The 15047-nt window shown below is 38.7% G+C and carries 16 protein-coding genes; 3 read left to right on the forward strand and 13 right to left on the reverse strand.

Features of this window, described 5'->3' with window-relative positions:
- Positions 1–36: 36 nt before the first annotated feature.
- Genes thrB through AC4BHP_RS11820 form a run of 3 tightly spaced genes read right to left on the reverse strand, consistent with a single transcriptional unit; the run spans position 37 to position 3300 of the window.
- The gene (gene thrB, locus AC4BHP_RS11810; RefSeq protein WP_066106554.1) at positions 37–948 is read right to left on the reverse strand and encodes a homoserine kinase; all 912 of its coding nucleotides are present in this window, start codon (positions 946–948) and stop codon (positions 37–39) included.
- The gene (gene thrC / locus AC4BHP_RS11815; RefSeq protein ID WP_490552389.1) at positions 945–2006 is read right to left on the reverse strand and encodes a threonine synthase; all 1062 of its coding nucleotides are present in this window, start codon (positions 2004–2006) and stop codon (positions 945–947) included. Before thrC ends, thrB begins: the two co-directional genes overlap by 4 nt.
- 1 nt (position 2007) lies before the next feature.
- Positions 2008–3300 carry a homoserine dehydrogenase gene (locus AC4BHP_RS11820; RefSeq protein WP_175354291.1) on the reverse strand — a complete coding sequence of 431 codons (1293 nt, stop codon included), beginning with the start codon at positions 3298–3300 and terminating at the stop codon, positions 2008–2010.
- Positions 3301–3712: 412 nt separating this feature from the next.
- Here AC4BHP_RS11820 and AC4BHP_RS11825 point away from each other — a divergent pair, with 412 nt between their 5' ends.
- Complete coding sequence (locus AC4BHP_RS11825) at positions 3713–4210, forward strand: phosphatidylglycerophosphatase A family protein (RefSeq protein WP_066106546.1); 498 nt, start codon at positions 3713–3715, stop codon at positions 4208–4210.
- Positions 4211–4269: 59 nt separating this feature from the next.
- Here AC4BHP_RS11825 and AC4BHP_RS11830 read toward each other — a convergent pair whose 3' ends face one another.
- The 3 genes from AC4BHP_RS11830 to AC4BHP_RS11840 all read right to left on the reverse strand — a co-directional run bounded on the left by AC4BHP_RS11830 (position 4270) and on the right by AC4BHP_RS11840 (position 7166).
- On the reverse strand, positions 4270–5034 hold the full coding sequence (locus AC4BHP_RS11830; RefSeq protein ID WP_066106910.1) for a TIGR01457 family HAD-type hydrolase: 765 nt from the start codon (positions 5032–5034) through the stop codon (positions 4270–4272).
- A gap of 333 nt (positions 5035–5367) precedes the next feature.
- Positions 5368–5817, reverse strand: a complete 450-nt coding sequence (locus AC4BHP_RS11835; RefSeq protein WP_139892273.1) for a DUF86 domain-containing protein — start codon at positions 5815–5817, stop codon at positions 5368–5370.
- 50 nt (positions 5818–5867) lie between these two features.
- Positions 5868–7166 (reverse strand): EAL domain-containing protein, encoded by a 1299-nt coding sequence (locus AC4BHP_RS11840; protein ID WP_490552393.1) that lies wholly within the window; start codon positions 7164–7166, stop codon positions 5868–5870.
- A gap of 190 nt (positions 7167–7356) precedes the next feature.
- Here AC4BHP_RS11840 and AC4BHP_RS11845 point away from each other — a divergent pair, with 190 nt between their 5' ends.
- Complete coding sequence (locus AC4BHP_RS11845; RefSeq protein WP_066106537.1) at positions 7357–7623, forward strand: DUF3055 domain-containing protein; 267 nt, start codon at positions 7357–7359, stop codon at positions 7621–7623.
- Positions 7624–7681: 58 nt separating this feature from the next.
- Here the strand turns inward: AC4BHP_RS11845 and AC4BHP_RS11850 are convergent, their stop codons facing one another.
- Positions 7682–7957: a YutD family protein gene (locus tag AC4BHP_RS11850; protein WP_066106535.1), complete on the reverse strand. Its 276-nt coding sequence runs from the start codon at positions 7955–7957 to the stop codon at positions 7682–7684.
- 242 nt (positions 7958–8199) lie between these two features.
- On the opposite strand from AC4BHP_RS11850, the gene AC4BHP_RS11855 reads away from it, so the two are divergent.
- Complete coding sequence (locus AC4BHP_RS11855) at positions 8200–9192, forward strand: M23 family metallopeptidase (RefSeq protein ID WP_066106532.1); 993 nt, start codon at positions 8200–8202, stop codon at positions 9190–9192.
- Positions 9193–9254: 62 nt separating this feature from the next.
- Here the strand turns inward: AC4BHP_RS11855 and yunB are convergent, their stop codons facing one another.
- The 6 genes from yunB to AC4BHP_RS11885 all read right to left on the reverse strand — a co-directional run bounded on the left by yunB (position 9255) and on the right by AC4BHP_RS11885 (position 15033).
- Positions 9255–10028 (reverse strand): sporulation protein YunB, encoded by a 774-nt coding sequence (gene yunB / locus AC4BHP_RS11860; RefSeq protein ID WP_066106530.1) that lies wholly within the window; start codon positions 10026–10028, stop codon positions 9255–9257.
- Between the two features lie 49 nt (positions 10029–10077).
- Positions 10078–11190: an HD-GYP domain-containing protein gene (locus AC4BHP_RS11865; protein WP_490552403.1), complete on the reverse strand. Its 1113-nt coding sequence runs from the start codon at positions 11188–11190 to the stop codon at positions 10078–10080.
- A gap of 180 nt (positions 11191–11370) precedes the next feature.
- A complete protein-coding gene (locus AC4BHP_RS11870; RefSeq protein WP_066106526.1) occupies positions 11371–11670 on the reverse strand; it encodes a YunC family protein in 300 nt (99 codons plus the stop codon).
- A 64-nt stretch (positions 11671–11734) separates the two neighbouring features.
- Complete coding sequence (locus tag AC4BHP_RS11875; protein WP_490552406.1) at positions 11735–13102, reverse strand: bifunctional metallophosphatase/5'-nucleotidase; 1368 nt, start codon at positions 13100–13102, stop codon at positions 11735–11737.
- A gap of 10 nt (positions 13103–13112) precedes the next feature.
- Complete coding sequence (locus AC4BHP_RS11880) at positions 13113–13937, reverse strand: sulfite exporter TauE/SafE family protein (protein ID WP_066106520.1); 825 nt, start codon at positions 13935–13937, stop codon at positions 13113–13115.
- Between the two features lie 250 nt (positions 13938–14187).
- Positions 14188–15033, reverse strand: a complete 846-nt coding sequence (locus AC4BHP_RS11885) for a DUF72 domain-containing protein (protein ID WP_066106517.1) — start codon at positions 15031–15033, stop codon at positions 14188–14190.
- Positions 15034–15047: the final 14 nt, after the last annotated feature.

A 15047-nucleotide genomic window follows, 5' to 3' on the forward strand; every position in this document is an offset into this window, starting at 1 on the left:
AGCAGCGATTCCCCTATAATTGGGGAATCGCTGTTTTTAATTTAAATCCGTCAGTTGTATAATAGAACCCGTATTGACCATTGGAATATGAAGGATATTCATTTCAGGAAACTCTCCTTTAAGACGTTCACAAATAAGTGGAACAGAATGTGAAGGAGCTAAAGAAAAAATGGTTGGCCCGGCACCGCTGATTGAACTGCCATAAGCTCCTTCCTCTTTTGCTAAACGTTTAATTCTAGAATAGTGAGGCATTAACTCACTTCGATACTTTTCATGGAAATCATCTCTTTCCATCATCTCTCCAACCAGTTTCCAATCATTTGTAGCAGCAGCGGCTACCAAAATGTTCGCTGCAGCACTTGAAGAAACAGCTTGAGAATGGGACAGATGAGTTGGCAATACTTCACGTGCTCTTTCAGTGTTCAACTCAAACGGAGGAATCGTTACAATTGCCCCGACATCCCCAATCGGTAATGATACAAGGGTTGATTCACAATCATTATGAATGCCGACAATCATGCCACCGTAAATGGATGCACCCACATTATCTGGATGCCCTTCCTCTAAACTCGCAAATCTTAGTTTTTCTTCCTTGCTCAAATTCAGATTACAAAAGACATTGGCAAGCTCAAGTCCCGCTACAATTGCTGACGCACTGCTGCCCAGACCTCTTGCCAACGGTATTTCACTTTTCACCATCAATCTGCAGACCGGCATTTCTGCCCCAAAATAGGCTGCAGCTTTCTTAGCCATCCGAACAATAAAATTACTTTCATCCGAAGGAGTTTTCTTTAATTCATCCGATTTGATAATAACCATCCATTCATCTGATGGCATTGCTTCTATCGTCAAATACAAGCCCAGTGCGATTCCAATTGAGTCAAATCCCGGTCCCAGATTGGCTGTACTTGCCGGTATTTTAATACGCAACATGTCAGGCTGGTTCATGATGAGACTACACCGCCAAAGCATCTTACCAATTCTTCTTCATCGTTTTCAATAACAGTTGGTTGTATTTGACTGTACTCCACAGCCGTATTTGGGTCTTTAAGCCCGTTACCGGTTAATACTGCGACAACTGTTTGTCCCTTCTTTATTTCTCCTGTTTGCAATTGTTTATAGATACCTGCAATGGAAGCACAGGAAGCTGGTTCGGCAAATATTCCTTCTTTTCTGGCTAATAACTGATAAGCCTTGATAATATCATCATCATTGATTTCATCTATTTTTCCGTTTGATTCCTTTACCGCCTCAACGGCATATTCCCAACTGGCCGGATTTCCGATACGAATCGCAGTGGCTATGGTTTCTGGTTGTTCGAACACCCGATTATGTACAATCGCAGCCGCACCTTCCGCTTCGAATCCTCTCATTTCCGGAAGCCCACTCTGGCATTGCTCATGATATTCCTTAAACCCTTTCCAATACGCTGTAATATTACCGGCATTTCCAACCGGTATTGCGAGCACATCAGGGGCCTTACCCAATTGTTTACATATCTCAAAAGCAGCCGTTTTTTGCCCTTCAATTCTGTAAGGATTCACCGAATTGACAAGTGTGATGGGAAATTTGGCACTGATGGAGCGGACCATAGCCAATGCCTGATCGAAGTTCCCTTTAATGGCATAGATTTCGGCTCCATACATAACTGCCTGAGCTAACTTACCCATGGCAATTTTCCCATCAGGAATAACAACAATGCAGCGTAGCCCGGATCGGGCTGCGTAGGCTGCAGCTGCAGCGGATGTATTGCCGGTTGAAGCACATATAATCGTATCACTGCCTTCTTCTATGGCTTTTGCTACTGCCAGCACCATTCCCCGATCTTTAAAGGAGCCTGTTGGATTGGCACCTTCATATTTAACATATAAATCAATCCCCAACTCCTTTGAAAGATTATGACAGCGAATTAACGGCGTATTCCCCTCCAACAGACTTAAATTCGGGGTCTGGTTATTCACCGGTAAAAATTCTTTAAATTCCTGCAGTAACCCATTCCAGCTCATTCTATGCTCCCCCTTCAACTCGATACGTACTTTTTATGGAGTAAACTTTTTCATTGGTTTCCAGCTCACGCAATACGTTTTCAAAATTAGCCACTGGAGCCTTATGTGATACAAGTACAATTTCCGATAATTCGTTGACCTTAATTGGCAGCTGCATGATTTTCTCAAAGCTTATTCCATGGTTAGCAAAAATAGCAGTTAGCTGTGCAAAAACACCAACTTCATCCTTCACATGAATCCGCAGAAAAAATTTGCTATTAATTTCTTCATTCGTTTTTAATTTTTTATCAAATTGAGGTATAACTGCACTTCGCCCATTTACATCCAGCCTCATATTTTTCATGATGGCAACAAGATCCGATACTACTGCTGTTGCTGTTGGCAGACTGCCGGCTCCAGGTCCGTAAAACATGGTCTCACCAACTGCCTCCCCATATACATACACCGCATTATATTCGTCATTTACGGTAGCAAGAGGATGTTCCTCCGGTAAAAGGGTGGGCTGGACGCTCACCTCCACTTTATTTTCGGTTCGATTGGCAAACCCAAGCAGCTTCATAGTGTATCCAAGCCTTTTGCAGAGCGCTAGGTCCGCATCAGAAACAGTTGTAATCCCCTGTACCTTCACATCTTCCAATCCAATATTCATTGAAAAGCCCAAGGTTGCCAGAATCGCCATCTTTCTTGCTGCATCTAAGCCTTCTACATCGGCAGTTGGATCTGCTTCAGCAAAGCCAAGATCCTGTGCTTCTTTTAACGCTTCCTGATAAGAGACTTTTTCCTTGGTCATTTTCGTCATAATATAATTCGTAGTACCATTTACAATGCCCATTATTTTTGTAATATGATCTGATGCAAGTCCATCTACCAAGCTTCGTAAAATAGGGATACCCCCAGCTACACTTGCCTCATAAAATAAATCACAGCCATTCTCTGAAGCAGTACGCAATAAATCCGGTCCATAGACTGCCATCAGATCTTTATTAGCTGTTACTATATGTTTTTTATTATTTAAAGCCTGCATCAGCAACAAGTAAGTATCTTCCACACCGCCTATTACCTCAATAACGATATCTATTTCAGGATCAGAGATGATGTCTGTTGCGGAAGTCGTTAAAAGTTCGGATGATACATCCATTGCTCTATCTTTATATTTATCTTTAACAAGGATTCTTTTAATCTCTACCGGGCAACCAACCTGATGCGTCAGTTTTTCCTGGTGATTCTGAATGATTTGTACCACACCTGTTCCGACAGTTCCCAGTCCCAGTAATCCAATTGTAATTGGTTTCACCCTATCTCCCCCTTTTTGTCTACCACAAAAATACATTTGTTTATGTATAGAAGACATTATAAATATAAACATAACCGTTTACAATATTAAATTAATTAAAAATTAAAATAATTTTACCCTATCGTTCTATTATACACAATATTCCAAAAATATATTTGAACCATAAGCAAAGTAAATTCTTCTCCGCATACTAAATGGGTGTCTTCTTATGATGCAAATTTTATTCAGCAAATAATCACCTCTTATTAGCATGCTTACTAAGATATAAAAAGAAGAATATTTCATAATTAAAGCGATATGGATTTTACAAAGATTGCAAGGATAGATGATTAGCCGATAAGGAAGAAGGCCTTTTAATATGCTCATCAACCACTATTTGTACGTATTATAAATGGAAGTCGGTGTACACTTAATGAAAGATAAATCGATTGATAAAACGGAACAGACTGCAAGACAATGGCTAATGGATCGCGGCGTATCGGTAAAAGATATCGGTGAATTAGTTATGTATCTCCAGCATAAATACCATGATGATTTGCAATTGGAAGATTGTATTTACAACGTGGAACGCGTACTTTCAAAACGCGAGGTTCAAAATGCCATTTTAACCGGCATTCAATTAGATATGTTAGCTGAAAAGGGCTTATTGGAGGAACCAATACAATCCATTATTGGTGTCGATGAAGGTTTGTATGGCGTGGATGAGATTCTTGCATTAAGCATTGTTAATGTATATGGCTCCATTGGCTTTACCAACTATGGATATGTAGATAAACTTAAGCCCGGTATCCTGAAGCGATTAAATGATAAATCAACCGGAGAATGTCATACCTTTCTAGATGATATTGTCGGCGCCATCGCAGCTGCTGCCTCTAGCCGGCTGGCACACCGTATTGAAAACGTGGAGTAAAATCATTAAAGAAGGCTCACACTCGAGAATTAATCATGAGTTGTGAGCCTTTTTTTAGATTAAATAGTCCATTGATCCAATGAATCAATTGTATAAGTTGGCTTGCGGTCATAGCCTTTTAAATGTTCTCTGGTCGTAACACCAGTATGAACAAGCAATGTATCAACCCCAGCATTCATACCAGCCATAATATCCGTATCATAGTTATCTCCAACCATCAACGTCTCTTCTTTAGAGACACCCAGCACCTTCATCGCCTGTTCCATAATGATTGATTCAGGCTTTCCGATAAATATAGGCTCCGTTTGAGTAGACACAGTAACAACAGAAGTTAATGATCCATTACCTGGTAAGAGCCCTCTCTCAGTTGGAATGGCAATATCAGCATTGGTAGAAATGAATGTTGCTCCATTACGGACTGCAAGACAGGCAACCGATAATTTTTCATATGTAATTCCACGATCAATTCCAGTAATCACAAAATCAGCATCTTCATTCTTAAAGGTAAATCCTTTTTCTTTACAGGCTTCAATGATACCGTCTTCCCCAATAATGAAAACAGATGCATCTTGTTTTTTCTCATATATATAATTTGCTGTAGCCATACTTGTTGTAAAAACTTGTTCCCCTGTAGCAGGAATGTCAAATTGGCGCAGCTTTTCAGCTACCTGCTCAGGAGTACGTGATGAATTATTCGTTACAAATAAATAAGGAATCTCTTGTCTTTTTAGTTCCTGCACAAAATGGACAGCCTCCAAAATTCGTTCTGTTCCCTTATACATTGTTCCATCTAAATCAATTAAATAACCTTTATACTTTTTCATACGCATTGTTCTCTCCTGGACGTGTTAGATTTACTTCATTTACTTTACCACAGTAGCATTCAATCGAAAAGCGGAAGCCCGTCTAATTATCTCCTGATGCTAATTAGGACATACCCAAGTAGTTTAATCCTCTTTTTCTACTTTTAAGCTTTCTATTTGGCCAATTAACTTCCTATAAAATTCCGAACGAATGGAAAATCCACCGAACTCCTCATGTGTAGTACAGGTGAACCATGCAAAATTGTTCAAGTATTTCTTGTTTATAAGTTAATTCTTTCCGTGTTACAAAATAGAATGTGTCCGAGTCATATTGGCTCATCGTTTATGTACGTATCATTTATCATATGGTTTAAAAGCTGTTACGACACCTAATTCAGTTTCAATATAGCTTCTTATACATGCAGGGAATTGTTGAATAGTGTTCAAATTTTCATATACTGCTTTTTGCAGTTGCTCGTGATGAATAGCTGTGTAGGCTTGCACGAGTTCTTTCCTGTATGGGAGCAATGTTTTTAAATCAATCTCCATCGCTGAATCAATCACTTTTTCATCCAGCAGGATATCGATTATGTCTTCATAGCTGCCTGGATCTCTCATAATAAAACCATCTATCATTGAATTCCCTACATCCAGAACGGCATCAATGATGGTTTGAAAGATACGCTCTAATGCCAGTTTCTCAATAGTCGACTCAGTCCATTCTCCTTTACTTTTCAGAAGATTTGTCTGAGTTTCTAAATAAAGCAGTTTATCCTCAATTGCTTCTCGATCTACGAAGTACATCCTGTATTCCTCCTCATCAATCTCACCACATATACTATCCATTTTTAAGCTTAAATGGTTGCTAATGAAAGTTCAAGAAATTGGGGTCTCCCATAAAAATAACCCTGAGCAAGGTCTACCTTATTCCGTACCATCACCATAGCCTCATCTTCATTTTCTATTCCTTCTGCAACAACAAGAGAACCCGTTTCTTTAGCAATGAGCAGCAGACCCTTAAGCATAGATTCTTTCACACGGTTTGAATGAATATTTTGTATAACTGTACGATCGATTTTTATGATATCCGGCAATACTTCTCCTATAATATGCAAACTTGCATAGCCAGCTCCTGTATCATCAATAGCTATTCTAATTCCAAGTGAACGTAAATAGCTGACATTTGATCTTAATAGATGAACTCCTTCAATCGAATCTCTCTCGGTTATTTCAAACACTACCACGGATGGTTCAATCTCATATTTTTTTAATAACATCTCTACATGGCCAGGAAAATTACGTTCTCCCATTGTTATTGGTGTAAAATTGATATAGATATCACCCTCTATATCCGTCATTTGGATGTGTTGAAATACCTTTTCCAACACAATCATTTCAAGAGTAAACAATCTGCCAGTTTGTTTAGCGACTGCAAATAACGTTAACGGATTTTCAAGCTTCGTTCCGGACGGTCCTCTTGATAGCATTTCCCATGCTTTAACCTTACCCGTTTCTACTTCTAAGATAGCCTGTGACATCAAGCGAATCGATTTATCATGGATAATACCAGTAAGCTGATGAATCATATCATTATAACCTGGCTCCACCTCATTACGAGCCATGGAATGAGCTAAAACAAAGGCCCGATTAACCGTTGTTTCAATATTTATATAGGTCCGGTCACAGTACATATATCCACGTCCGATAGTAAGCTCAATTGGCGAATATCTATATATGTCAGATTCCTGTACTGACTGGTGTATATTCCCTATTATATTATCCAACTGGTCAGTTCCTGGTGTGCACAAAGGACTCCTTACATACAAGACAATGCTATCCTGATTAAAATCTTGTACTCCCATAATATTTGTTCTGTAAATATATTTTTTAATAGCTATTTCAAATTCTTTTTTTAAATCATGAAAGAAGGAGTAATAGGCTTGCTCACCAGCCATTTCCTTTAATTCATCCATTTTGCTAATATGAAATACAACAATTGCAATTTCACCTTGATTTCCAAATGCTTTTTTTATCCTTGATACAATTGGGTTTCTTATTGTAAATTTCGGAGGATAGAACAGAAGTCTCGAATCAAGAAGAAAAATGGACATCCACTTACTCCATTTTGTTCCTCCATTATAGGAATGAACCATATTACACAATCCTCTCACAAAAGCATAGTTGGGATTTAACATTAGAGCCTTAAACTTTCAGTATATTCCTATTATATCCTTTTTTTAAAATTTTTTGTTGAAAAATGTTAGAATAAGACTAGAAGTCTCCAGTATAAAAACCATAGGATTTAGAAGAATCAAATGATAATAACAAAATGGAGGAACCCATATGTCCGAGCGATTTTTTCTTTACGATGACACGTATGATACAAAAACTAGATTTGTCAGTTTCATGGGTGAAAACAGCAGAATTGACCTAGCTTTAACCAGAACCGATCGTTTCTATGGAAAAACACTTGTGTTGGATATGCAAGGGAACCGTTTCGCCATTATTGGACCAGACGATTTAGAGGAGCCCGGCTATTTGGAATATGCTTTTTCTATAACGAGTGATGAGGCATTGGAGTGGAAAAAATTCTTAGACGAGGTCATTTAACTCTGCACAGCGGTTAAAATAATAGCCCCTCAATTACGAAGAATTGGGGGCTTTTCACTCACTTTTTAGTTTTCTTTAAAATAAAGTACGAACAGCCAAAGTTACAGTATTCATACAGATATTCTTTGATGGTACTTATTTTATTATCGTAGGATGCTTTCTGATTCTGGTCATCAAAAAACCCTTTAAGGCGAAGTTGTCCATATCCCCAGTCCCCAAGTATATAGTCATAACGGTTCAATATCTCACTAAAACGGCTTTTAAAGGTCTCTTCATTAAACCCGTCTCCATGTTCTTCTACAATCTCATATTGAGTGTTATTAATGGTAATCATTTGTTCACCTCTTACTCATTTATTCCGTAATTTGTTTCCTTATTATATCATTCCCCACATATAACCATGAAGTTTTTTATTTATGATGTGGATTTCTCTAGCCCTCCATTTTCTTTATCCATGTTTACCTACTGTTATTATAATGAGCTACCTTACAGATTTTACAATCACTTTCCAATTTCCTACTAAAATAATCACCCTCATTTATCGGTATACTAACGAACAGTAAAGGAGTGTTCCAAATGTTCTATCGTATATTGATTCTATTCATTCTGGCAGCTTATATCTCCCCCTGCATACCTGTGCAAGCATCAGCCAGTCAAGATGAGCAGCAACTATTAAAAAAACGGATGGAAATGTACAAACGTGTAGAAGACTCCACCCAACTCCCTTGGTACTATATAGCTGCTTTTGATCAATATGAACGAAGTATCAGATTGGCTCGAAAAGACCTATCGGACCCAAATACACTTGGTATTCTAATTCCGGCAGATAAGTGGACCGGAATCTCAAATCCAAATACCAAAGACACTAACCCTTTAACCATTTCATTTTTTGGTGGCATGGGGATTGATGGTGATCAAGATGGTAAAGCAGATCCCTTTAATGAATATGATCAATTAGCTGCGATAAATCAATATTTACTATCCTATGGAGTAGATAAAGATAACTTCCGTATCGGTATATGGGAATACTATAAAAGAGATCGAGCAGTAAGTATTATTATGAGCAATGCTCAATTATTTAAAAAACATCAAACCATTGATTTGCAGAAAAAAGCTTTTCCTGTTCCACTTGGCAGCCATTATACATATACAAGCACATGGGGAGTTGCCCGTGGCTGGGGTGGCCGTCGTTCTCATGAAGGTACAGATATTTTTGCAGGCTATGGTGTACCCGTAAGATCCACCTGTTATGGAATTATAGAGCTAAAGGGGTGGAATAAATTTGGCGGGTGGAGAATTGGCATTCGTGATATCAATAACACCTATCATTATTTTGCACATCTAAATGGATTTGCAAAAGGGATTGAGGTTGGTCAATTAGTTGAACCAGGCACTCTCCTTGGAGGTGTTGGCAGCTCTGGATATGGTCCCCCCGGTACATCTGGAAAATTCCCTCCTCATCTTCATTATGGGATGTATAAAGAAAACGGCCGCACTGAATGGTCCTTTAATCCATATCCGTATTTAAAGCTTTGGGAAAGAGCTGAAAAAGCCGCGAAGGCAAAGTAAACTAGAAAGGCTTGGGTCCTGTATAAAACAAGATTCAAGCCTTTTTCTATTGAACAGACCCCCTATTTTGCAGGTAGTTGGATAGCAGGGGATCCCCCTGTCCCACTCCCATTGAAATAAGTAGGAACATGACCGGACACGACTCTCATTCCCATTGGAATAGTGGTTTTAATCTTCGTCGGCTTTGAAGCAAATGGGATAATAACCTGGGCATGAACTTCAACCTCTAAATAGACCTTAATCAGGGCGTTATTGATTCCGTATGGCTCCAGGGTCGTTTTGACATCACTTTGTATATCACTGATTGTTTCCATTTCCACCGGGATTTTTGGACCAAGATTACCAAGCAAGGCATTATTCGTTGCTTTCCCGAGCGGAACCTCATGTATAATTCCCTTTGAACCATTTTCCTTCACCCTTACTCGATCCTTCAGATAGTCAAAGGATGATAAATTACCATTTTCTATTTCACTTAATTGATTTTGGATAAGCAAAGAGGTTTCCGAACGGATTCTATTAATAATTTCTGTGTTAAACTGGATTCCATCCACAGCTATATCGTCTCCCTGCTTGGGTATATCTGTAATAATTTTGTCCATATCATTATGTGTGGAAAGAGTTTCTTTAATTGCTTGATTAATAACCAAGCTGGTAAGTTTTTTCGTTTCAGATTCTGCATAACGCATCAATGTAGGTTCAATAGCCGCATTCACGATCCAAAGACTGATTAGGCTCGTTCCCATAAAGAACAAAAATGTTATAAGAAGGACATGCTTAACCGGCAAGGGACCCCGCATAATAGATCGTTTCCTTTTAATCCGTTTACGTCTATACATAAAAAATCCCCTCCTTACAAGTATACCTATGCTTGTAAGAAGAGGTTTATTAGCTTAATTTCATTGTATGATTGCTGAAGGTTGTATCACATTTTTTAATGGTTACATCCAGCTGTATTTTCAAATCAACTTCATATCTAAATGGGAGCTGCTCACCATTTCTTTCATACACTTCTATGACAGGGCGATCACTGTAGCCTGCATTCTGCCTAGATACGATTCCTTTTCGTCCATCATTTAATTCAACAGTGATGCCGACTGGATAAATGGCAATCGACCTCTTGAATGCATCCACAATCTCCCGATCAAATTTAGTACCTGTACCTGCATACAACAGTTCCAGAGCTTCACTTGGCAGCATCGCTTCCCGATACACACGTTTAGATGTAACAGCATCAAAAACATCTGCTACAGCAATAATTTTAGCCATGTATAAAATTTCATTGTTTTTTAGTCCTCGAGGATACCCGCTGCCATCAAGCCGTTCATGATGCTGATATGCACAATGAGCCACGAGCAATGAAAGATTGTGGACCTGTCTGAGTATATGGAATCCTTCTTCCGAATGCCGTTTAATAATTTGGAACTCACTTTCCAGAAGTTTTCCTGGTTTAAAGAGGATTTCCTCCGGAACGGCCATTTTCCCTACATCATGCAGGATTGAACCAAGTCCCAATGTTCTTAATACATCTGGCTTTAATTTTAATTCCAAGCCGATGGCCAGTGAATATAGTGCGACATTTAAGGAGTGATTAAAAACATAACTATCAAAGGTATAGATATCAGAAATAATATGAAATAAATCCTGATGCCCTTTTAATTCGGCTGTCAGTTGATCAACTAGCTTTGACATGGTCAATGCAGCCTTTTCTATGACTATACTTTTAGATTGCTTGACTTCATTCTTCATATTATCAAAGGTATCTTTAATTGTTACAATAGCTCCTCTTCGGATTTTATCTGAAATAATATCCTCAGGAATTATATGACTGGTTTCTATATCATCAATATAAACATATGGAATATTGTATTTCTGCAGCCGTTTAATCTGCCAATCTGTAATTTGCACACCTTTATGCAACAGGGTACGCCCCTTGATATCAACGATTGGCTTTCCTAAAACAGCACCCGAAGTTAAATAAGCTGTCTGAACGATTCTCATTTTTATACCTCTGTTTAGGAAAAGATTTAATGTCTATAATTTGACATCTTATCCTATATTATAACAGATTAATCTGAAATTATTTTCAATTTTTGGCATATATTATAAACATTTGTTTTTTAATTACACTATTTCATTAGTTCCGTTAACAAAAAAAGAGCACCCCCTTTAGGAGTTGCTCTACATAAATTGAATTGCATCTTTTCCAAGCATTCCTGGAACAATCCCTCTTCTTTTGGCCTCTTCCGTTACTGATTCGAGCGGAGCATTCAATAATTCCTCTAGGGTACGTACCCCTACCGCTCTTCCGGCAATAATCCTACGTTCGTTGAGCCTTTCATTCAATAATCCAATATCCAGTGCTCCGCACATAATATATCCCTTCTGTCCGGCAATTGCCAGTAGAGATGTCTTTGGAAGCTGTACACTCACACCCTTATATAATTTACCGTCTATTTCGAAGGGCACAAATTCAATCATGAGCACCACCCCTTATTCCAGTACCATTCATAAAGTATATGGCTGCTCACCCTAAAAAATGCCGTTAAGATGCAAGCTGCGCTAATTTCCAGGCAAGAATATCTCTAAGAAATTCTGGCATCAAATAGGTTTTGTTCTCAACCTCTCTGACTTCCGGAAAAAGATGGCCAAACGTAAACATATCAGGGATGGCCACCCTGTACAGCTCCTGTGTATTAATTTGTTTACCATTATGTAACCAACAGCTCTGATTATCCCTATCTATCAATTGAACACCGTCATAAACAAATGCCCCCATTATTTTCCCCCTAAAGCCAAGACCCTTTACTTGCAGATGAGGCCAGTCGGGATTACGAGTCAAATTTAAAATTTGTATTAATTTTTCTCCTGTAATGGTTAATATACATGGATTAATTGGGTGAGGACAAATTTTGTGGATATCATATTTAGTCACATCTTTAGCATCCAAACCATCCAATAGTAGACCTGAATTTAATAAGGCGATGTCCACTTCACACCATTCCTTCACCCCTTGGCAAAGTAATTTAGAAAGATCTGAATCATGAAACCAGTCAGTTTTTAACGGCTGTTCTAGAGTTAGTATCGTTTCATTGAGAGTTGTCTTTCCGATTTCATACAGTTTATCTGCCATCAACTGATCTGCTACCGTTAATCCATCCGATCGCATATCTACAAGACCGGCCCGTGTAGAAATAAATCCTTCATCTATTGTTACTTCTGCATGACCGACGTACATTCCATATTTACCTGCACAACATAAAAGAGTTTGGTTAATCCTTTTTCCACTATGCAAAATATGATGAGTATGCCCTCCAATAATCAGAGAAATTTCCGGATGTTTGGCTGCGATAATTTCATCACTTGGTAAGCCTAAGTGAGATAATAAAATTATAATATCTGCTTTTCCCTTTAATTCATTTATAATACGTTCGACCTCATAAAATGGATCTGTGATGGACCACCCTAGGAGATGATACAATTCAGTAAAGGGAGCTGTTACGCCAAAAAAAGCAATACGCCTTCCTTTAGGCGTTACCCTAATATAATATGGCAAAGCCCAGCTAGGTCTGCTTCCATCAGGTTTATAAAGATTGGCAACGGTAACTGGAAATTCGGCTTCCTCATATAAATGATCCAATTCATCATGGGGTAATGTAATTCCCTCGTTATTGCCAATCGTTGCACCGTTTATGCCCGCTTCATTTAATAATTGAATATTTCCTTTTCCCATTGTACCTTCCGTAAAAGGATGAAATCGGTCAACATGATCACCTATATCGAGCTTAAACACAATATCTCCGGCTTCCTCATATGCCGCCTGCTGATTATTCATATATGTTACAATTTTATTCCAATGCTCAAAATGACTATGTATATCATTTATATGAAACAAATGAATTGTTTCCTTCATATTCCCACCTCTAAATTAACGCTTGTACCCCTTCCCAGATCAATTTTATGCCAACTACTACCAGCATGATTCTGAGTGCGATGACCAAGGTTGTACTTTTCATTTTCGTATTTACAAAGGCACCCAATTTTGCTCCAATATATCCACCCGGTATTAGTGCCAATGCATAAAGCCAATTGACATGGCCTTGAAAAATGTGGCTAATGGATCCAATAATGGAAGAGAAGAATATTAACAACATCGATGTCCCGACAGCGACATGGGGAGGAAAATGGAACGCAATCAACATAACCGGTACCATCAAAGAGCCTCCGCCTATCCCAAATAACGAAGAGAGAAAGCCGACCGCAAAAGAGACCAATATGGCGCTACTTTTTTTGTAACCATATTGATGCTCACGCCCTTCCTTATCTATGTATGTACGTGTAACCATCCCGTTGAAATTCTTCTTTTTTGGCTTCAGTTTATTTCTGACCATAAGGAGAAAGGACATGAAAACCATAAGGATTCCAAACAGGATATTAAAGGCATCCACATTTAAATAGGAATTGGCCCATCCTCCAATCAAACTGCCTGGCGCAATCCCAATCAAAAATAAATATGCACTTTTATAGTCCACAGTCTTCTGCTTTAAATAAGCAAGAGTAGAAGACAGCCCCGTAAAAATCAGGGTAAACAGAGAAGTACCCACTGCCATTTGGGGGCTGAGGGCACCGAGGATTCCACCTGATAAAAATAATAGAATCGGAACGATGATAATACCTCCGCCCAATCCAACAAGGGAACCGAAAAAGCCGGCAGCTAACCCCACAATTATTAATAAAATATAACTCATATAATCCGCCTTCCAATGATTTAGTAATAAAGAGACAAAGCTGCTTGATTATAGCTCATCGGTTGTTTATATCATTAATAACACCTCGACGTTATTGCAGAGAAAAATCGTCCAGGCGTATCTGCCTAATAAATCCTTGCGATGTTCCTTCCAACCGCTGGAGGCTTTTAACTTGATTCAGTCGAAGTTTGAACTCCTACTGATTTATCTCACGACCTAATCGAGGTGGGGAGACTTCTGCTGAATCAAGTTAAAACAAATCCATTTGTCTCGGATTTAAATCTTGATAGCTTATCCCGAGCATTTGTTGAAATTCCTTTGCGTTACCAGCGGCGTCTCCACCGGAATTATTGTTAAATAAGACAATAATATCCCTTGTATCCTTTGCTAACTCCTGGATTCTCATTCTCCATTCAAGCAGTTCTTCTTCATTGTATTTATATAAATATCGAACTTCCCGCCAATTTGCATCATTCGGTTTATTCCAGCCATACACATTTCTTCCATGCATCCGCACAAGTGTAACTTCAGAATCGGTTGCAACTGGTACTGTCGGGATTGAACCCTCGCCTGCTTGCGGTTCATCCACAATTGAATGAATCCACCCTTCTTCTTTCATAAAAGACAAGGTTGCTTCACGATATTTCTCACTAAACCATGATTGATTTCTGAATTCCAAGGCCACCTTACAATCGCCCATCATTTCCTTGCAATACCTTAAATAACTGACGTTTTCTTTTTTACAATCAAACCATGGGGGAAATTGAAACAAAACCAAGGCCAGCTTATTCGCGTTACTGTACGGCTTTAAGGAATCCTTAAAAGCATGGAACATGTCTTTTTTTGATTTAAAAGGGATATCGCCACGCTGATGGCCCGTCATTCCTTGATAGGCTTTAACTATAAATTTAAAAGAATCAGGTGTCTCTTTAACCCATTTCTCAGCGTTCCTAATCGGCTGTACCGCATAAAAGGAGGCATCAACTTCCACTACCGGAAAATGGCTACTGTACTCAGCCAGCTTATCTTTAGGCTTAATAGTTGAAGGATAAAGGGTATCATGATCACCCCAACCGGTTACACCAATATAAATCATAAAGGATCCCCCTC

This window comes from Pradoshia sp. Z4_20 (assembly GCF_058216035.1).